Origin of the sequence: Auritidibacter ignavus (assembly GCF_003703835.1) — a bacterium.
GTDB classification, from domain to species: Bacteria; Actinomycetota; Actinomycetes; order Actinomycetales; family Micrococcaceae; genus Auritidibacter; species Auritidibacter ignavus.
Map to the genome: position 1 here is coordinate 1 of NZ_RDQR01000006.1, position 18,231 is coordinate 18,231.

At 60.8% G+C, this 18,231-nt stretch carries 25 protein-coding genes and 4 pseudogenes; 7 read left to right on the forward strand and 22 right to left on the reverse strand.

Annotated features, from left to right (window positions below; genetic code table 11):
• Positions 1–343: 343 nt before the first annotated feature.
• The 21 genes and pseudogenes from DYI20_RS12175 to DYI20_RS04605 form a co-directional block, all read right to left on the reverse strand.
• The gene (locus tag DYI20_RS12175; protein WP_146206417.1) at positions 344–550 is read right to left on the reverse strand and encodes a hypothetical protein; all 207 of its coding nucleotides are present in this window, start codon (positions 548–550) and stop codon (positions 344–346) included.
• Between the two features lie 84 nt (positions 551–634).
• Complete coding sequence (locus DYI20_RS13010; protein WP_370443909.1) at positions 635–835, reverse strand: EndoU domain-containing protein; 201 nt, start codon at positions 833–835, stop codon at positions 635–637.
• A pseudogene (locus DYI20_RS13015) lies at positions 766–1,212 on the reverse strand (transposase); the annotation flags it as partial. The pseudogene DYI20_RS13015 and the gene DYI20_RS13010, both read right to left, overlap by 70 nt.
• 61 nt (positions 1,213–1,273) lie before the next feature.
• Entirely contained in the window at positions 1,274–1,513 is a 240-nt protein-coding gene (locus DYI20_RS04530) for a hypothetical protein (RefSeq protein WP_110100954.1), read from the reverse strand.
• Positions 1,514–1,564: 51 nt separating this feature from the next.
• Positions 1,565–2,262 (reverse strand): annotated as a pseudogene (locus DYI20_RS04535) (SCO6880 family protein); the annotation flags it as partial.
• A gap of 28 nt (positions 2,263–2,290) precedes the next feature.
• A pseudogene (locus DYI20_RS12850) lies at positions 2,291–2,449 on the reverse strand (bifunctional DNA primase/polymerase); the annotation flags it as partial.
• 303 nt (positions 2,450–2,752) lie between these two features.
• Positions 2,753–3,058: a helix-turn-helix transcriptional regulator gene (locus DYI20_RS12525; protein ID WP_233242849.1), complete on the reverse strand. Its 306-nt coding sequence runs from the start codon at positions 3,056–3,058 to the stop codon at positions 2,753–2,755.
• Positions 3,059–3,139: 81 nt separating this feature from the next.
• Positions 3,140–3,544, reverse strand: coding sequence for a hypothetical protein (locus tag DYI20_RS12530; RefSeq protein ID WP_233242848.1), 405 nt, complete (start codon positions 3,542–3,544; stop codon positions 3,140–3,142).
• A 491-nt stretch (positions 3,545–4,035) separates the two neighbouring features.
• Positions 4,036–4,923, reverse strand: a complete 888-nt coding sequence (locus tag DYI20_RS04545) for a polysaccharide deacetylase family protein (protein WP_110100952.1) — start codon at positions 4,921–4,923, stop codon at positions 4,036–4,038.
• A 60-nt stretch (positions 4,924–4,983) separates the two neighbouring features.
• Entirely contained in the window at positions 4,984–6,066 is a 1,083-nt protein-coding gene (locus tag DYI20_RS04550) for an MFS transporter (RefSeq protein WP_110111017.1), read from the reverse strand.
• Positions 6,063–6,494: a DMT family transporter gene (locus DYI20_RS04555; protein WP_110111018.1), complete on the reverse strand. Its 432-nt coding sequence runs from the start codon at positions 6,492–6,494 to the stop codon at positions 6,063–6,065. The genes DYI20_RS04550 and DYI20_RS04555 overlap by 4 nt, the downstream gene beginning before the upstream one ends.
• Positions 6,495–6,534: 40 nt before the next feature.
• Positions 6,535–6,855, reverse strand: coding sequence for a DMT family transporter (locus DYI20_RS04560; protein WP_110111019.1), 321 nt, complete (start codon positions 6,853–6,855; stop codon positions 6,535–6,537).
• A complete protein-coding gene (locus DYI20_RS04565; protein WP_110111020.1) occupies positions 6,852–7,382 on the reverse strand; it encodes a nucleoside deaminase in 531 nt (176 codons plus the stop codon). Before DYI20_RS04565 ends, DYI20_RS04560 begins: the two co-directional genes overlap by 4 nt.
• On the reverse strand, positions 7,379–7,999 hold the full coding sequence (locus DYI20_RS04570; protein ID WP_110111021.1) for a DsbA family oxidoreductase: 621 nt from the start codon (positions 7,997–7,999) through the stop codon (positions 7,379–7,381). The genes DYI20_RS04565 and DYI20_RS04570 overlap by 4 nt, the downstream gene beginning before the upstream one ends.
• Positions 8,000–8,085: 86 nt before the next feature.
• Entirely contained in the window at positions 8,086–8,493 is a 408-nt protein-coding gene (locus DYI20_RS04575) for a MarR family winged helix-turn-helix transcriptional regulator (RefSeq protein ID WP_199223087.1), read from the reverse strand.
• Between the two features lie 104 nt (positions 8,494–8,597).
• The gene (locus DYI20_RS04580) at positions 8,598–9,371 is read right to left on the reverse strand and encodes a maleate cis-trans isomerase family protein (protein ID WP_110100946.1); all 774 of its coding nucleotides are present in this window, start codon (positions 9,369–9,371) and stop codon (positions 8,598–8,600) included.
• Between the two features lie 14 nt (positions 9,372–9,385).
• Positions 9,386–10,051 carry a transglutaminase-like domain-containing protein gene (locus tag DYI20_RS04585; RefSeq protein ID WP_110111022.1) on the reverse strand — a complete coding sequence of 222 codons (666 nt, stop codon included), beginning with the start codon at positions 10,049–10,051 and terminating at the stop codon, positions 9,386–9,388.
• Positions 10,048–11,178 (reverse strand): acyl-CoA dehydrogenase family protein, encoded by a 1,131-nt coding sequence (locus DYI20_RS04590; RefSeq protein ID WP_110100944.1) that lies wholly within the window; start codon positions 11,176–11,178, stop codon positions 10,048–10,050. Before DYI20_RS04590 ends, DYI20_RS04585 begins: the two co-directional genes overlap by 4 nt.
• A gap of 11 nt (positions 11,179–11,189) precedes the next feature.
• Positions 11,190–11,564, reverse strand: a complete 375-nt coding sequence (locus DYI20_RS04595) for an ectoine synthase (RefSeq protein ID WP_110111023.1) — start codon at positions 11,562–11,564, stop codon at positions 11,190–11,192.
• Positions 11,565–11,626: 62 nt separating this feature from the next.
• A complete protein-coding gene (locus DYI20_RS04600; protein ID WP_110100942.1) occupies positions 11,627–11,887 on the reverse strand; it encodes an acyl carrier protein in 261 nt (86 codons plus the stop codon).
• Between the two features lie 3 nt (positions 11,888–11,890).
• On the reverse strand, positions 11,891–13,246 hold the full coding sequence (locus tag DYI20_RS04605) for an AMP-binding protein (RefSeq protein WP_158278447.1): 1,356 nt from the start codon (positions 13,244–13,246) through the stop codon (positions 11,891–11,893).
• 80 nt (positions 13,247–13,326) lie between these two features.
• On the opposite strand from DYI20_RS04605, the gene DYI20_RS12895 reads away from it, so the two are divergent.
• From DYI20_RS12895 to DYI20_RS12900, 6 genes and pseudogenes are all read left to right on the forward strand, one after another.
• Complete coding sequence (locus DYI20_RS12895) at positions 13,327–13,941, forward strand: 4'-phosphopantetheinyl transferase family protein (RefSeq protein ID WP_110100940.1); 615 nt, start codon at positions 13,327–13,329, stop codon at positions 13,939–13,941.
• 280 nt (positions 13,942–14,221) lie between these two features.
• Positions 14,222–14,641, forward strand: coding sequence for a relaxase domain-containing protein (locus tag DYI20_RS12535; RefSeq protein WP_233242847.1), 420 nt, complete (start codon positions 14,222–14,224; stop codon positions 14,639–14,641).
• Between the two features lie 101 nt (positions 14,642–14,742).
• Positions 14,743–15,347: pseudogene (locus tag DYI20_RS12540) on the forward strand (relaxase domain-containing protein).
• The gene (locus DYI20_RS12545) at positions 15,340–15,861 is read left to right on the forward strand and encodes an AAA family ATPase (protein ID WP_233242846.1); all 522 of its coding nucleotides are present in this window, start codon (positions 15,340–15,342) and stop codon (positions 15,859–15,861) included. Before DYI20_RS12540 ends, DYI20_RS12545 begins: the two are co-directional and overlap by 8 nt.
• Before the next feature lie 483 nt (positions 15,862–16,344).
• Entirely contained in the window at positions 16,345–16,560 is a 216-nt protein-coding gene (locus DYI20_RS04625) for a hypothetical protein (protein ID WP_147472517.1), read from the forward strand.
• Positions 16,561–16,613: 53 nt separating this feature from the next.
• Entirely contained in the window at positions 16,614–16,757 is a 144-nt protein-coding gene (locus tag DYI20_RS12900; protein WP_158278444.1) for a BBE domain-containing protein, read from the forward strand.
• Between the two features lie 473 nt (positions 16,758–17,230).
• Here DYI20_RS12900 and DYI20_RS12550 read toward each other — a convergent pair whose 3' ends face one another.
• Positions 17,231–17,443, reverse strand: coding sequence for a hypothetical protein (locus DYI20_RS12550; protein WP_244924654.1), 213 nt, complete (start codon positions 17,441–17,443; stop codon positions 17,231–17,233).
• Between the two features lie 163 nt (positions 17,444–17,606).
• Between DYI20_RS12550 and DYI20_RS12555 the strand changes: the two genes are divergently transcribed.
• Positions 17,607–18,119, forward strand: coding sequence for a hypothetical protein (locus tag DYI20_RS12555; RefSeq protein ID WP_243857797.1), 513 nt, complete (start codon positions 17,607–17,609; stop codon positions 18,117–18,119).
• Positions 18,120–18,231 lie beyond the last annotated feature (112 nt).

Genomic DNA, 18,231 nt, shown 5'->3' on the forward strand with positions numbered 1-18,231 from the left:
AGGCACGTCGAGGTCTTTCAGATGGCTTGTGTAGGAACTTCCATCATCGGAAGGCCTCGACCTCTATCCAGCTATCGACGCGCCACTTCCCCGAGACCCCCGTCTACACCCTCGATTGTGAAGAGCCACAAAACCCAGGACGGTTCAGTGTTTTCGGACAACCCGACCACACCCTTTCCTTCAACTCATCAAGAGACCGGGCAAAACGGGCGCGTACCACTAAAAAACGGGCGCGTACCACTAAAAAACGGGCGCGTACCACTAAAAACCCGGACACCACACCAGCAACCGGGCACAACAAAACCCCGCACCACAAACGGGTACGGGGCAGTGAAAAGTAGATCTATGCCACTCGCTGATTCAACTCACGCAAACGCGAAATATCCTCGATGGCAATCTCATCATCCGGATCATCCTCATCAAACATCTGAGCAACCTCATCCAAGAGTTCCATCGGAACACGAACGTCTTCTTCTAAAGCCAAGGTCAGACAAAAGCCAACAGCTAGAGGAATTTCCCTATGTTCTGACAAACTCAGCGCAATTTCCATAGTCGTGTCTTGATCCCCCACCACGGGAAGAAGGATATCCCTCAATGAAGAGAAAATCTCAAAATAGGACCTCATATATCAATCTTACTCTGGGTGTGCCGTAGAAATGAATCTCATGCCATTCTTGCGCCGACTCGTCACAACTCGCACAACAACACCGTCGACAGACTTCCTATGTAACGTACGATGACCACGCACAAGCGCTTCACCATGATCTAGCACCTCTTCAATCGCGCCTGCAATATCGTCTCTTGACCAGTCTTCAGGGAACTCAGTGCGAGGCACACCTCGTTCCTTCTCAAAAATCCACCCAAATCCTGGATAGTGGCCGCCCTTGCCCTTCGGCGCTTCCGAAAAACTTTTATTATCTCGTTCTCCGTAGAGGATGTGGTTCCATTGCTTCGAATCAAGGGGCTCAAATCCTTCAGGCTGGAGTTTTGGCGGGTTTTCCGGATTCCTAGGTGTAGTTCCCCGGGAGGTTGTGAACACTCGCGGGGAATTACAGCTAGCCTGCCATAATCGGTCGGACTCAGCGACGGCTGCGGCGCTGGATTGGCCTTCCGGTGCTTGTGCACCCAGTTACCCAAAGCGCCGGGATTGATCTCCAACTCCCTAGCGACCTGGGCCATCGAACGGTCAGACTGCAAAACCAACTGCACCGCCTCGGCCCTAAACTACGGACAGAACTGCCGCCTCCAACTAGCTAACATGATCTCGATCCTCTCATCTCAAAAAACTGTCCAAGAACCTAGATACACCCCAGATCGCGTGCTCCCGGTGACGGGTGTGGGCCTCCGCGCGTCGGCGCAGAATCCGGTCCAGGGCCCGCACCCCTCCGAGGGTGTCGGAGATGACGACATACAACTGGTCCGGATCTCTGACCGCCATGGTCGCGTCCGCAAGATCTCGCAAGGCAGTGTTGGCAACTTCTGCGCTCTCGGCAGGATGGGCAGGCGTAGGCATCACGGCACCTTCTTTCGTCTCCGGTGATGCCCCTCAGGTACACCCGACTCGTCAGACCTGTCGGCACAGTGGCAGAGCGGCGGTGAACGCCTTCGCTTGCTGTCCGACTAGCTTGCGGGTCTCACAGGAGGACTGGATCGCGGCCTTGGTGATCGCCGAGACCGCCGCATCGAGATCCTCAAGCGTGTCAGCGGTCACGGAGACGGGACCGCTGTAGCGCAACACCCCGTGCCCGGCGGTGAGGTCGGTCTGCTGCTCCTGGTACTCCGCGTTCTGGGAGGCGTCCTCGATCTGCCCGATCCGGGCCCGCTGGGCGTCGTCCGAGACGTATTCCACCTTCTTCTTGCGGATATCGCGGGCGGCCTGATCGGTGCGCATCGGCGTGACGATGAGGGAGAACGACCGCAGCACTCCCGTCGACAGCAACACCGGGGCGAGGAAGCCTGGGTGGACGAGAGACCTGGGCCATTCCGAAACCCATAGCACCGCGTGATAGGCGGAGTCCGTGCGCAGATGCCCCCAGGCCTCGTTCACGGCGACCAGTCCGGCCGTGGCCAGTTCCTGGCCCAGGTCGCCATGACGGTCCAGGGTCGAGGCGATCGCGGGATCGTAGGCGGAGCGGAGGATGACGGCGATCTGTCCGGTGCTCAGCCATTCGGTGAATGACAGGTCCGCGGCCCGCAGTGCCGAGGTCATTGTTCTCATCTCCTGTCGCAGCACATTCGCCCACCCCGGAGTCCGCCACCACTCCTCGATCTGATTCAGATCGGTTGTCGCGTCGTGGAAGCCTTGCGGCGTGATCGGGTGTTTCCCGTTCGGAGCGCACACGAACACCAGCACGCCCATGCGGGCGAACTCGCGCGCGGCAGCAGGAATCGATCCCGATGCCCCCACGTTCTGGAGCGCTCTCGACACGGCGTTGCGTTTGGACCTCATGAGCGTGAGCTCGATCCGGGTGCCAGCACCGGTGATTGGGAGCGTGCCAGGGCACGCTCGGGCACTGCCGGATGGTCCGCGCGTAGTTCCGTGTTCGCACCGTGTGGTCTCCTCCCGACTGGTCACCTGTGAGGTGAGCCAGGGCGCCCAACGGTCGAGACGGTCAGTGGATGAGGAGGTTGGCCGCCAAGTCCGTCGGAGCACCTGGTGTATACACCGGCATAGTCGTAAAACAAGGAACCATGTGCCGTATGGTGCGAATGATCCGAATATTCGGACCGAGATCCGTCAGATCAGAACCAGTCAGAAGGCTTGTTGCTCGGTGCGCTTGAGTGCACGGTAGCGGCTTGGGCTCATGCCCATGATCTGGCGGAAGAGACGTGCCGCATGTCCTCGACTCGCCCATCCAACTTGTCGGAGTATGCTGTGGATCGCATCATCTGTATCTCGGAACAAGCGAGCCATCTTTTCGACACGCAACATCGTCGGCCACGCGTGCGGGGTCTTGCCGAACGCCGCCACAAATACTTGGCTGAATCGCGAAGCCGACAGGGGTGTGGCTGACGCGAGTTCTGCACAGGTCCACGAGTGCGCAAGATTCTGCCTCATCAGGTCCGCGGCTTGTAGTGCTTCTGCTCGAACTGCAGAGAATTTTCTATGCCGTGGTCGGGTCGGCAACGTGCTTGCGCGCTACCCGGGCGAGATCCGCACTGGAGTAACTTGCACGAACAGCACGACGACATCAAGGATCGAGAACCACAGTACTTGCATTCGGTGAGCGTGGAGACTAAGTCCGTGTGGGTCCAGACTCAGTTTCACAATTTCATCTACCCAGGGCATCAGTAGCCCAACCCGCCCCTCGCCGAGGTGGCGAACCTGAGCGGGATCGGCGTAGATGATATCCGCGAAATCTTGCGTATCTAATCGGTCTCGAATGACGTTGACGTACTGCCAGTAAAGCTGGTGGGGTGCATAGTCTGGGTCAATATAGACGGTGCTCGTTAGGATTTGTGGCTCAGGGTCGGATCCGCAAAAGACCCCTGCTCCCAGCAAGACAACATCACCGGCATTAACAGCCCGCCGATTGGAGTTCACGGTGAGGAAAGCTGATCCATCACAGATAACGATAAGTTTGGTGCAATCATATGCTGTCGGACCTATCGGCCTATGGAGGGTTTTCGTTCTCGCAAGTATTGGCGCGAACTCGAAGTCGGGAAGGGGTGTGTGAATGTTCAATATGTTGATGGATTCTTGCTCTCCCTCCCAGGCTGCGGGAGCTTCATCGCCTATTCATTTGGGCGTGGGTAGTGCAGAGAAAATTAGGCTGACGGATCTTCGTGCAGTGTTGGAACAGCTAGGTAACCATTGCTGCCATTGCGACCGTTGGCCTCAGGCGGACACCGCCCGCTGAGCACATGGAGTACACGTCGGCTGGAGCGAAACCTGCGCGGACGAACAGAGCTACGCAAATGCAGGTCTGCAATCGTGGCAAGCTGACAACAGTGAATCCGGGTTCTCAAAAAACGGTCGACTATCATTCGATACCCAATTAGAGCGATGAGCCCCTCCCTTCTTATTGTGGCCAATCACTTTTGAACGCGGGGGAATCGCTGTTTAAAGTCTGTCGCGACGTCCTTCATGAACATAAACTCGACACCGTCGTGCTCTGACATATGCTCGATGAACCGCTCGAGCATCAATAGATTCTGTGGGCGACCGCTTACATCGGGATGGATCGTCATCGGAAAGACTGCGTAGTCCATTTCGCGATAGACCCAGTCGAACTGGTCCCTCCACAGCGACTCGAGCGCTCGGGGAGTTACGTATCCGTGGCTGTTCGCGCTTCCTTTGACGAACATCATTGGCGGCTGGTCATCGAGATACCAGCTTGCTGGAATCTCGATGAGGTCTGTCTCTGTCCCGCGTTCCAGAGGCTTCATCCACTCCTTGGCCGAAGCCGCATCGAAGTTGATCGGTGTCCACTCGTCGCCGGCGCGCACATAGTAAGGAGTGTGATCGTCGTGCATGAGTGAGTGGTCGTACAGGAATCCACGCTCGTGCAGGATTTCGTTAGTGACTCTCGAGAACTCCCACCACGGGGCTACGTATCCCACCGGTCGCCCACCCATGCGCGACTCAAACAACTCCAGGCAGTAGTCGACCACCTCCGTTTCTTGCTCCCTCGTCATCGACAGTGGATTCTCATGGCTGTACCCGTGCATACCTACTTCGTGTCCAGCCGCAAGCGTCCTCTCAAACTGCTCAGGGAACGTCTCAATCGAATGCCCCGGCCAGAACCATGTCACTGGAATCTCGCGGTTCTGTGCCAGCTTGAGCAGCCGAGGAACCCCGACTTCACCCGCGAACATTCCACGCGAGATATCGCTAGGTGAGTCCTGCCCACCATACGAGCCAAGCCACCCGGCGACGGCGTCAACGTCAATACCGATAGACACCATGATCTTCTTAGACACTTTGAGTTCCTCCTTGAATGATCTTGATTGCTCGTTCGGAAAGGTGATGTTAAAAGTGACCTAGCCTTGAGAGAAGGCCCATCCAGCAGCGAGTGCACCGATACCTAAGCCAGCGTCGAAGGCGATGTTCCATCCTGCACTGGCCATCTCCGTATTTCTGGACGTGCGGGCGCGTCGCATCATGGCGGTCAGCGCTGCCGTCTGACCTACCCCAGACGTAAATCCGATGACTGCAACGGCTAGGAGTATGCCCAGACGAGAGAGAACGACAGAGAAGACCATCGTTGATAAGGCAAGGATTCCGGCTGCTGTCACAAGGATGGCAAGCGGCGGATATCGATCAGATAGGCGGCCTCCCACCAGGCGACCCAGCGCCAAGCACACTTGGACCATCAACGCAGCCAGAACCGGTAGCCACGTACCCTCTGTGTCGCCGACTGAGGACAGAACGGCGGCGTAGAGACTCACGGCGAAAAGGTGACCCACCAGGCTGGTGATGACAATAGTGGCGGTAGAAAAAGTCCGCGAGCGTTTCAGAGAATCAGGCGCGGCGAGCTCCACCGACGGGCTGCCCAGCTGTAGATTAGAACGGTTGTCGGTGGGCGATTTCGCCTGCCCTGCCGGGACCAATGCGCTCAGCGCGAAGGCACTCCCGACGAGCGCTACGGCCAATTGCCCTCCTAGCTCGGCAGCATAGAGGCCTATCGGGGCTCCGAGCGCTCCGCCCACCGCTGAGCCAAAGCCATAGGTGCCGAGGGCGCGGCCGGTTTGGTCAGATGCTGCCTGCTCTTTGACCCAAACGGTACTCATCACCACGAAGACGCCGAAGCCAAGGCCGAGAAGTAGTGATCCTGGCCACTGGTTCATCAAGGGGAGGATCGCACTGCCCAAGCCCATAGCCGCCAGTGCCAGCATGACGGCAACGCGGCGATTCCTGACCCATCTCCGCCCAATGATAAGAAGCGGCTGGACGGCAACGACGACGAGCATCACTATGCCTACTCGTGCTCCAGATGAGATGCCTGACTCGTTTAGAGCGCTTGATGCTGTGGTGTAGAAGGTATAGAACGCGGCGAAACCACCACAGCCCGCAACCGCTATTCGACCTACGATGCCGTAGGAGCTGGGCCGCGCTGAGGTCACTTGTGCAGTTCCGTAGCCGCTCTGGAGGTACTGTCTGACTTCGCCGAGAGCTTTGGACTGTCAGCGAGCTTGAGCCAAATGACACCGCCGATAATGACTGCGAGCCAGAACCCCTTGATTAGGGTGAGTGTCTCGTCGAAGAAGACTGGCCCCAGCAGGGCGGCGCCGACCGCGCCGATGCCGGCCCAGACAGCGTAGCCGATGCCGACATCGATTCTCTTCAGGGCTACGCTGAGGAAGAATAGAGTGAACAGGAAGAACACGATGGCCACGAGGGACCATGTGGGGTTTGTGAAACCATTGCTTCCGTTCACGCTCAGGGCGTATCCAACCTCGAATCCTCCGGCGAGGAGGAGGGCGAGCCAGGCGCCAGCCTTCTTCTCAATGTCTGTCGGAGTGGTGGTCTCATGATTGGCAGTGGTAGCCATGAGAATGATCCTTTCTGAAGGTGATAGTGCAGGCGTGGGATTAAGCGGCGCCAGCAAGGTTGAGGCCGACAACACCGGCTATGACGGCGCCAATGCCCAGGAGCTTTTTCCAGGTTAGTTTCTGGGAGAGGAAGAGCGCGCCGAGGACGACGATGCCGACTCCTGCCAAGGAGGTCCACAGTGCGTAGCCGACGCCGACGTCGAAGGTCCGCAGGGCCAGGCTGAGGAAGAAGGTGGCTATGCCTCCGCTGACGAGGGTGGCGATACTCCACCAAAGCTTGGTGAAGCCCTGCGCCTTTCCGGCGGAGATGCCAACGGCGACTTCGAAGATGACGGCTATTCCGAGGTAGAGCCAGCTCATGATGGATGTCCTTTCAAAGGTGCATTCGAACGCTGGTCAGCGTCCATTGTTGATCTGTGTGTGTGAAAGTAGCGAGCGAACGGTTCGTTGCCTCGTTCGGCCGGAAAGGAGTTGAAGACGGTGGACCGAAGCTCATCAGTAATGCCGAGCGAGAGGTAGCTGGTGCGGTAGTCGAAGCCCCATTCGGCGACGGCGTCGCGATCGACGGCGACGTATATGGCATCCACGCCTTGATCGATAGCGAAGCGATAACACAGTCCGCAGGGTTCGCCCGTGGCCACCAGCGTGGTGCCGGAGAGGTCGTCCCGGTCATCAGAGTTGAGCACTTCGCGCATAGCGACGATCTCGGCGTGGGCGGTCGGGTCACGGGTTTCCCTGACCCGGTTGACTCCAAAATCAGAGATGACGCCGCTGTTGTCGACGAGCACGCCAACGAAGGGCAGCCCTCCGGCCTCGACGTGCTCAACACCCACTACGACCGCCTCGTTCATGGCCTGAATGAGAACGTCCGGTGGGATGGTGCTCATGATCGGGCCTCGGCGGCCGTCGCGCCCTCGGCCAGAGTGTCGACAGTCTTCTTTAGCCGCGCGCCGCTGGGTACCCCGCGCAGGAACTGGCCCTCGACCACGATGCCTGGCACAGAGGTGACGCCCACGGTGTTGACCGCATAGTTCTGATCGGCTTGCTGCCTGGCCCGTCGTTCCTCACTGTGCAGAGCCTGTTCGGCCTCCTCCCGATCGAGGCCGGCCGAGACTGCCACGTCAAGGATCACGGGATCCTTGCCGATGTCCCAGTCATCTTGGAAGAAGGCCTTGAACATCGCCTTGGAGTACTCCTCGGCTTTGCCCTGCTCCTGAGCCAGCTGCAGGACCATGAATGCCTTCTCCGTGCGCGGCTGGGGAGATACGGTCGGCAGGCTGATGGGAACATCAAGCCGTTCGGCCATCGGGTAGACGGCGTCTCTCCAGATCCGTGGCAGGTAGTCGTCCTCCGGGCGCAGGGTGGGAACGGGATCCGGTCGCAGCTCGAACGGCCGGATGGTCACTTCGACATCACGGTCCCGTTTGAGTTCCTCGATCGCTCCCTCAACGAGGAAGCAAAACGGGCAGACGTAATCGACGAAGACATCGATCTTCGTGGTCATAGTGCTGGTCCTTTCAATCATGTTACTGCATGTGCATGCATCTATATGGGTAAAAGGTGGCCCTTCTCGCTCGAGGGCGCCAAATGCTAAGATGTAAGCTTGCTGATCGCCTCGAAGGAGTGGTCAAGGCCGGCCAGATCTAGCTGTGGGTACTGCTTGGCTGCGTCGCAGAGCAGTTCGCTGATTTTCGCATCGTAGGGGTCGCGGATCTCCTCCACGGATTTGAGGCCTTTCTCAGTGATGACCGCGTAGACCCCGCGTCCATCGTCGGGGCAGGTGTCTCGGAACGCCAGCCCCTTGTCCTCCATTCGCCCAACGAGTCTGGTCACGGAGCTTGAGTTTAAGCTGACCTTCTGGGCGAGCTCGTGGATACGTAGCTCCCGCTCCGCGGTTCTGCTTAGGTGAAGGACTGCACGATACTCGGTGAGTCCGATTCCGTAGGTGTCAACGAGCCATTTACCCAGTGTGGCATCCACTGCGGCGACGATGGCCACAACCTGCGACCATGCCGCGCTGAGGTTGCGCGTCGGGGGGGTATGTGCTTGCTCAGAATGATCCGTGTACATGCACATAACCCTACCATGTGCGTTCGCGCAGCTCACCTCTCGGAGAAGAGGCGACCGTATCCTTCCACCTGGGATCTCAGGCCGCTTCCGTCGAGGCTGGCCCACAGCAAAACCTGGTTAGCGGTGAGCATCGTGATGCCGAGCGTGGACTCGAGATGATCGATCGCCCCGATAGCTCGCTGTCCGTTGCCGGCGATGAACACGGCCTGAGCGCCGGTCGTCGCGACCAGTTCGTCCACTGCTGCGGCGGTGGCTGCCGGAGTGATGGTCAGCGGGCCTCCTGTAGGACCGCTGGGGGTTGCGGAGACGATGTCGATGCCGTGGTCTCGGAAGTAGGCCTCGCCGGCTCGGCAGAGCTCGTCGTCGAACCAGGAGGGCGCCATGATGGCGATCTTGTTCAGACCCAGCTTTCGGATCGCGGCAGTGGCCGCGGTGCCCGTGGTGTCGAGCTTGATGCCGTGACTGACCGTTGACAGGCGCATGAGCAGTTCTTGCTCGCGGTCTGCTCCGATCTTGAACGAGGAACTGGTGAAGGCCAGTCCGATGGCGTCCAAGGGCGAGCTGGAGAGGCTGTCGACCGTGCGGTCGATGATCTCTGGAGCAATGAACTGCATGACCGGGTCATGGGCGATCTTCTCGTCGATGGTCCCGCCTGGGTGCATCGGGCTGAAGTCGACGCGTGCTCCGTGGATGGTGCTTCGTGTGCCGGCGAGCATCGCCTGGGCTTCGGCCTCCGGGCCGATGTCGGCGTGAGGGGTGACGATCCCGAGTTTGAAGTCGGATTCCCAACCGTCGTATTTCCACACGTGTCTTCTCCTTTCTAGTTTGGCAGCGTCGTTGCGGCCAGGCTCAGTGAGGTTGGTGTGCGGCCGTGATCGGTGACCATCTTCGGGTGCTTGGTCGCGATGAGCGTGAGCAGTTCGTCCATGTTCGGATCGACATAGTAGCGTTGCTCGCCGCGATAAATCATCCTGGTGCTGTCGCTGTTGCGCTGTTCGATGGCGTCGCCGCTGGGATTGAAGCGGAGGACATCGATGCCGTAGAGCATGCACAGCAGCGTGTTGAAGATGGGCGCGGCCTTGATCCACCGACCATTGAGGTAGATCCGTGCGTACCAGTGCAGGAACTCCTCACCTCCGACGAGTTCGTGCATCGCCGCGTCGGCAACGTGGTTGGTGACCACGTCGGAGCACAGCACGGCGGGCACGCCGAGCTTGCGGCAGCCAGCGACGAACAGGATGCTCTTGTGCAGGCAGAAGCCGAAAGGTTTATCGACAACGTCCGAGGCGCTAAGGTCCGTGTTCAGCATGACGTTGAAGACGTTGTAGTCGATGGTGTCGCGCACGGCGTCGTGGAGACGCTCGACGGAATTGGCGACGTTCGCCACGCTGTAACAGCCAGCGTCCTCAACGAACTGCGTAACGCTCGGGGCGTCATAGTCGAACACGGCGGTCGCCTGGGTCAGCTGAGGTTCGCGAGCGATCATGAGTTCACTCCCAACATGGTGGCGATCTTCGTGCGCAGGAGGTCATTCGATCCGGAGTAGATCGCTCCGGGTATGGCATCGAGGAGGTTGCTCGCCAACGGTGACGTAGTCAGGTATCCGTTGCCGCCATGGACGCGGATGGCGTTGATCGCCGAGTCGACGTTGGCCTCGCTGATGAAGACCTTGGCCGCGGCGATCGGAACGGTCAAGTCCTCGAAGCCGTCCAGTCGTTCCGCGATGGATTCCAGCAGGGCTCCGCCCAGTTCGATGGCGATCTGAGTCTGGACGATCCGGTCTGCCACCAGCTGGTTGCTGCCAATGCTGCGCCCGAACTGTTCGCGGTCGTTGACGTACTGCACTGAGCGGGAGACCAGCTGCTCCATCTCGCCGATGTTGCCGGCAAAGGCCAGCAGGATCTCGCGCTTCATGACCTGGTCGAGGATCAACAGGCCTGCGCCAGTGTGCCCGACGCGGTTGACAGCGGGCACTCTCACGTCCTCCAGCGCGACCTCCCCGATCGGGGAGGTGCTCAGCCCGGCCGTGGGCATCGGCTGGGAAGTGTCGACGCCGGGCCATCCAGTCTCGACGAGGAACGCCGAGAGCCCCTTGTCGACGCCGTCTTCGATGGTCTTAGCGTAGATCACCAAGGTCGAGGCAATCGGTGCGTTGGTGATGAACCTCTTTGTACCGTTCAGGACGTAGTAGTCCCCCTGGAGAATCGCTGTGCTGGTCGTGCTCATGACGTCTGACCCGGCCTCGGCCTCGGTGATCGCGTGGCCGCCGATGGTGGTGCCGGATTCGGCTGCCGGCAGATAGCGATCCCGCAGCTGTCGCTCTGCGAATGCGCGCAGGCAGTAGATGGTACTGGCCAGTTGGGTCACTGCTGAGAAGGTCAGTCCTCGATCCGGGCTGGTGCGCCCGAGTTCACGGACTCGGTTGATGGCGGCGCTCATTCCTGTACTGCCGATGCCTTCGGTGGCGAGCGTTCTGAATAGCCCGCTCGTGGCAGCGGCATTCCACAGTTCCGTCGGGAATCCAGCTTTCTGTGAGGGTGGGGCCGTGGGCGCGTACTTGCGCAGGTGGTCGAGGAACCCCAACCACGGGTCGTCAGTCAGAATCGTGCTCATCGTCTACTCCTCTAGTAGGTGCTGAAGTCTCTGGCGCTGAGCACGCGCTTCTCGTCTCCGCGGGTCGGCGGGTTGAAGACGCTGACGAGCTCGAGATCCTCGTGGTCCGATGCGCGCAGATAGTGGGGCTGGTTGTCATCCAGGACATAGACCATGCCGGCAGTGACTTCGAAGAAGTTCCCTTCGGTGTCTTCGACGTTGCCCGCGCCACGGATGCAGTAGCAGACTTCGAGGTTGTTGCGGTACTCCAACTTGGACTCGGTGCCCGACCGGAAGACGGTGTCGGCGACGGCGAAGCCCATGTTGTCCTTTTCGACCAGGAGGCGGTGGCTGGTGCCACTGCCCCACTCGACGGCGGAAACTTCGTTCCTGGGCTTGGTGAACATGGTGGTACTCCCTCTTATTCAGGCGATTTCGGTGATAATTGACGGTGATTGGATGGTAATGGTCAGCAAGCCATGACGTCAGTGCGATTGGCCTCGATGAAGCTGGCGATGCCCTCGGGCGTCTTCAGCTCGTCCGGATTGATTGAGATGGTGTTGATCGGAATCTTGTAGGTCCGAGCGCACCAGCCGAGCAACTGGACCGTGGTGACGCTGGTGAGGATTCCTGTCGTGAGTAGATCGACATCAGGCGGCAACTGGTCTGCCGTGACGTCGGTAGCGAACGTTTCGACGATGTACTGCTTGACCCTGTGGAGGGTGGACATGAGTTACTCACTCCCTACTCGTGATTTGATGGTGGGAAGATCCGGTTTGCCGTTACCGTTCAACGGCAGGGGCCCGGTGAAGGCATGCAGGTTGTTCGGCATCGCGAAGGCGGGCAGATGAGCGCTTATTGCCATGCGCAACTGGAGTCCGGTTGCGGCAGAGCCGTGATCGGGCGCGGTGTAGGCAAGATGCAGTTCTTCTGCGGAGTCAGAGACCTCGAGCCACGCGCAGGCAATGCCGACCAGAGCCGTCCGACGCGCAGCCTGCTCGATTTCTTCGAGGTTCACTCGCTGGCCGCGGACTTTGACAAGACGATCACGTCGGCCGTTATACATCAGCTGCCCATTTGACCACCTTGCCTGGTCCTTCATCGGGTACAAAGCCTCACCGGCCACGGGTAAGGGCGTGACGGTTCCCTCGGTGATATAGCCTTGCGCCATCCACGGCGTATGCACGAGTAGTTCCCCGTGGGCCTCCTCGGCGCTCTTTCGGAGAGGTACGTGGATTCCATTGGAGTTGAGCAAAACCTCGCAGCCGGCGATAGGCGTGCCAAGCGGCAGGGTCTCACTTTCAGAGAACTGTTCGGCTGAGAGCGTCTCGATGAGGCAATCGTTGACCTCGGTGGCTCCATAGACGTTATGGAAAGTTGCAGTTGGGAAAAGTCGCGCTGCGGCCGCGCGCAGCGATTGTGCAACGACGCCGCCAGTGAGAACCACGTCCCGAACCGAGGGGTACACCGCGTCTCCAACGGCGTTGAGCAGCGCATCCAGAGTGGAGGGAACGACCTGGATGAATGTTGGCCGGTGCTGTTCGAGCAGTCGGACCAGGTAGGGAGCCTGGTGGAGGCGGGCTGCCTCAGCCGCGACCACAGTACCGCCGGCGGCCAGAACCGCCCAGGTGTCCAGTAGGGACACGTCGAAGTTCCAGGGGCTCAGACTCAGGGACACGGTTGTGTCGTTGAAGCCAAAGTAGTCGCCGCCCCAGTGCAGGAACTGAGTGAGGCCTGTGGCGGGCAGGGCGACGAGCTTGGGGAACCCCGTTGACCCGGAGGTGGGCAGTGCGAGGACTCCGCCTTCCAAAGAGTCTGTCGAAGCTGAGCGTGTTCTGGCGAAGTGTTCGATCTGCTCGACGATCGTCGCCAGGTAGTCGTCTGATGCCGAAGTGGGAACCAGTGCTACTACGCCTCCGCGATTGAGGATCGCGACGCACTCATCGATGAGGCTGCGGTTCTTGGCTGCGCGGTAGATGCCGTATCCGTAACCGGCGACATCATCGCTGCGCTTGTCCTCGCCTTCGACAATGGTCCCGGGCTCCAGGTTTAGGCCCGCCGTCGGGGTGGGGGCTGTCGTAGCCATCATGCTCACGCTGGTCCCTTCTCTTCTTTGTACTCCGAGTGAGAGCCGGAGCGGACTCTGGCGATCACTCGCTATTTGCTTCGATGTACATACATCAATGTAAACTACTGCATGTGCATGCATCAAGACATTACGATAGAGGTGTCATAATCTGTCACAATTCCCCTTCGCCCATTAGCCTGTGGACGACTCCCACGAGGGGCAACGAGGACGTTGCCGCGCTTCTGGTCGAGCGGGCGCTTGGAGCGGGTGCTAGGAGGTATTTCCGCTGTTCAGAGCGCAGCTTTCCCCTCGCTCACAGTGGCAAGTACTTCTCGGTCTCCCACTCCTTGTCGCTCACCGCGGTAGTTGTCGCCGATGTGCCGATCGGAGTCGACGTCGAAGAGCGACTCACCTCGCAAGCGTGCGTCGATCTTGCTTGGGCGTGGTCTCCTGGCGAGCGCGCGGAGCTACAGTGTCAGGCTGACGTGGAGCATATCTCCACCGAGATCTGGACTGCGAAGGAAGCCGCGGGGAAGGCGCTGGGCATGGGCTTGCAAGCGTTGCCGTGCGCTATTGAGACATCTCCTGTGGTCGAGGCGACCGCGCACCGGACCATCGTGATGCCCTGCGGGCGCGGAACGAGTACCTACTTGGATTCTCATGGTGTGTGGCACGGTAAGAGCCATCTCCGCATATCCTGGAGGCACGCGCTCTAGCTCCCTGAGGGAGCCTGTCCCGCATCCGGCGCCTCATGCGCCGCTGCCGATTCCTCTCCGAGAACTGTGGACTCCGCGCGTTAGTCCGCCTACAAGCTCAGCTGTCGCAGCTGGTCAATCAGTTGTTTCTGTGCAGTGTAGCCCTCGTTAGCTACTGCACATTGATCACGATCAGATCCACCCACACAGTTGGCACCGTAGTGCAAACCGGCGTGCCGCGCGCACCTGCCCGCTGAGGCGACCCTCCAGAGGCCAGCCTCGGAAGGGAGCCGCCGTGGTGATGACGATCCGCGTCATGTCGGCCGGCCGCAGATACGAGTATCTCCTGTCCTCCGTCGCTGCAGGCGACGGCGACCGCGACGTGGGCACCCCGCTAACCCGCTACTACACCGAATCCGAGTGCCCGCGCGGCACCTGGATCGGCTCAAGGCTGGCAAGCCTCGAAGACGACCACGGCACCGGACTTGCCGACGGCGAGGCCGTCACCGAGGACCAGCTCGCACGGCTTCTCGGTGACGGCCTGCATCGAATCACCGGCACACGGCTCGGCCACCCATTCCCGAAACTGCAACCCCGCGCGAGCGCATCGCCGCCCGCATTGCGCAGCTCGACCCGGACCGGTCGCCAGCGCAACGGGATGCAGCCATCGAGGAAAGCCGTAGCGAAGAGATTGCGAAGAAGCCGCGCAACGCCGTTGTAGGGTTCGACCTCACGTTCTCCCCGCCGAAGTCGCTGAGCGCTCTCTGAGGTGTCGCTGACGCGGGCACGCAAGCCCTCATCTCACAGGCGCATCACGCAGCCATGCGCGACACCATCGCGATTCTTGGAGAACGGGTCACCTCAACCCGCGTCGGCCGAGGCGAGATCGTGAGGATGCCGATCAGCGGAGTGATTGCCACTGCGTTCGATCATTACGACTCCCGCGCCGCCTGCACAAGGCCACCGTGTCGCTGTCGACAAGCTACAACGCGTTCCTCACGGATCACACTGCCCGGCTGCTCGGTGTCTCCTGGTCCCCGGTCGACCGAGGCAAGGACCGCAACACGGGCTGGGAGATAGACGGTGTGCCCACTGAACTGATCGCTGGGTTCTCCCGACGCACGACTGGAACCGACGGGGTCGAGGGCATCGAAGCAACGGAAGATCGGCTCATTGCCGAGTACATCGTCACCTACGGACGCGAACCTAGCCCGGCGACGATCGCCCGATTGCGGCAGCAGGCAACGCTGGAGACGCGGCCGGTCAAGGAACTGCACTCTCTGGCCGAGTTCACTACTCAGTGGCGCTGGCGCGCGACCGGATTGCTGGGCGAGGACGCGACGACGTGGGCGCAACATCTCCTCGCACACACCCCGGCTGAGGCGAGGCTGCGTGCCGACGATGTGCCCCCTGGAACAGGTGGCTGATATTGCGACGGTGGTGCTGATGGCGGTCGCCAACCGGCACCCGGTGTGGAACCGGTGGAACATCCACGCCGAGACGATACGGCAGCTCATGGGGGTGCGCTTCACCACGACCAACGACCGCATGGCCCTCCTTGATCAGATCATCGAACGGGCCGAAGCCGAATCACTCCGGCTGACCCTGGAGTTCGACCGTGCTCTCTCTGAGCATTTCATCGACGAGAACGGGCCCCGGTTCCAGTCCGTCGACCAGATCGCCACAGTCTCGAACCTTGCCCACTCAGATCGGGTACTCGATATGCTCGTCGGCCCAGCCGGGGCCGGCAAGACCACGGCGCTACCGGCACTGCACCGGGCCTGGACCGCCGGGCACGGACGCCACTCGGACATCGGCCTCGCCCCGTCAGCACCCGACGACTCCCGCTTGTGGATATCGACCCGGACGTACGGCTGGCTCGAGTCGGCGGTGGAACAACTTCGGAGGCGGTCGCGCGCGAGGCCACACGCCACGGCCTGACCCCACTCAACGGTAGCGCACCAACGGTGGATGTTGCCGGCTACAGCCTTGGAGGTGGCGTGGGACCACTCATCCGGCAGTATGAAATACGCAACCGACCGCGTCACCGGGTTCGGCATAGTCACCGCGTTGCAGCTCCAGCTCTTTCCCGTCGACCAAATACTTGCCGGCGCACTGAGCTTCGCCCCCTGAGCGATTCCCTGAGATCGTCAGCCGTAACCTGGAGTGGACCACCGGCGTGCCCAACCAACTCCCCTCCTCATTGTCGCTCAAGACCTTCCCCGACCTTCTGACTCTGCCGGAACGCGTCCGATGCAAGCGGACCCTGCGCCTCTTCGTCATCTGCACCGACCCCCCGGACATGTATCTCCGCGATTGACGCACTGCGGACCGGTCGAGGACAACATCTACCTGATATCCTACGCCGACTGCAGCAAGGTATTCGCCGAACCGGCAAACTCGCGCGGCTATGAAGGTGATGACGTGACTACCGTGGCACTGGACCCCACCGCGACCGTCATGGCACGCATCGATGCGGAGACCGGGAACTACATGCTCCTTCAGGTTCATTACCTCCGCTGTGTCGCCACGCGGAAGCCAGAGCGTGACAACGCGATCGGCCACCCTCATGCGACTTACGTCGTCCGGATAATCACGCCGATCGCCCGGCAGGTACGCTACGACCTCGCGAACGAATAGTCCGCCCTGGTCGAAGACCTCGCGCACGGGGCGACCAGTCGAGCACTGTATTTTTGTTCGGAGACAATGCCACCGAGCTGAGCACAAGTGCCTGCTACGAACCCGAGACCTATCAGCGCCTTGTCGACATCAAGCACCACTACGACCCAGCTAACCTCATCCGACTCGGGCGCGCCATACCTGTCAATGCGCGCTGAAAGTACGCCCTTCTCTAAGATGCGTCGAATCGGAACGGGTGCCATATGAAACGGCATCGGTGGCGCCTGGTTGTCCATGGCGACGACTGGCAGTCGCCGTGTACAGGTCATGGAGTTATGTCTGACGCTCCGCGTTGCAGGAGCGAGGGCCAGAGCACGTGCCCCGACGAGAAGATGCCCCTCGTACAGACAACGCCAGTGCAACAGCCGGTAGGCGCCGTTATGACTGGGCGTATTTGGTCGTCGGCGTACTGCGCTAAGCCGGGCTGATCGCGCTGACCGCCCCGACCCTCAGAAGAGCTCGACACCGCCGTCGCCGCGGTGGAGCACGCCGCGATCCAAACCTCCTACCAGACCCGCCTGCTGGTGGCTCTGAGGCGAGGCCGGAAAGAACGATGTAGCATGAGCCGGGCCGGTTCAGGCGAAGTTGGAAGCAGGAGGCGATCCGAGCACCTGGCGGATGACCAGCCCGATCAAGGAGTCGCAGGATGACGCCCGGGGCCCACCGGTCTGCCGGAGTCCCCATGCGCGAGCCGAACGACGAGAACGTCAACCGTCCGTTGCGGGTCGGGTCGCTGTTCTCCGGCTACAGGGGTCTCGACCTCGCCGTCGAGCACGCCACCGGCGGGGAGACGATCTGGTTCTCCGAGATCGATGCCCCACCCATCCGCGTCTTCACGCGTCACTGGGCGGGCACCCCGCACCTCGGAGACATCTCCGTCATCGACTTGGGCGACGACGGTGCCGCCGATCGATGTGCTGATCAGCGGGCTCCTGGGTCAGGAGGTCTAGGCCGTCGGCACCGGCGCCGGCCTCTCACCCGGCACCCGCTCCGGGCTCTGGTCGAACATGGCAGCCGCGATCGACGCGTTGCAACCCGTGCTCGCCATCATGGAGAACGTCCGCGACTTGCTCTCCGCACCCCTAATCCGCCCTACCCCGGAAGGAACAACCCCCGACGCACGCAACCAAACGATGCAACCGACGAGCCTGCACCCGCCGTTCCCAACCTGGAACCCGACCCGTGGCCGCTGGGAGACGAGCCAACACGACCTCCTCGCGCGCACGGAGCCACACTCGGGGATCTGGCCGACCTCCGGCGAAGTGCGCGTTGAGTCGGCCTACCGGCGTCACTGGCCGGCACACCCCACCAACGGTTCCATTTCTTCCTCACCACTCATCGACAAGACGCTGTTACGGACACTTTTGGCCTCGGACTTTTCGCCCAAAGGCGCAACCCCGGACCAGGTACGGACACGACGGGGCATCATTGCCCTGAGCCACCAGGTCATCAACCTCGCCGTGCACGGACCGGCAGGCTCACCGACCAGCTGGAACGATCGGAGACCCTGTTCGCTCTGATGGAGGACATCTTCACCGCTGGGGGCGCGCCCAGGCCATCGCCCGATGGGAACACGTCACCGGACCAGCAACTCCTGCCCCTGCGATCCTGAAAGAGGAGAAGGGCCCGCGA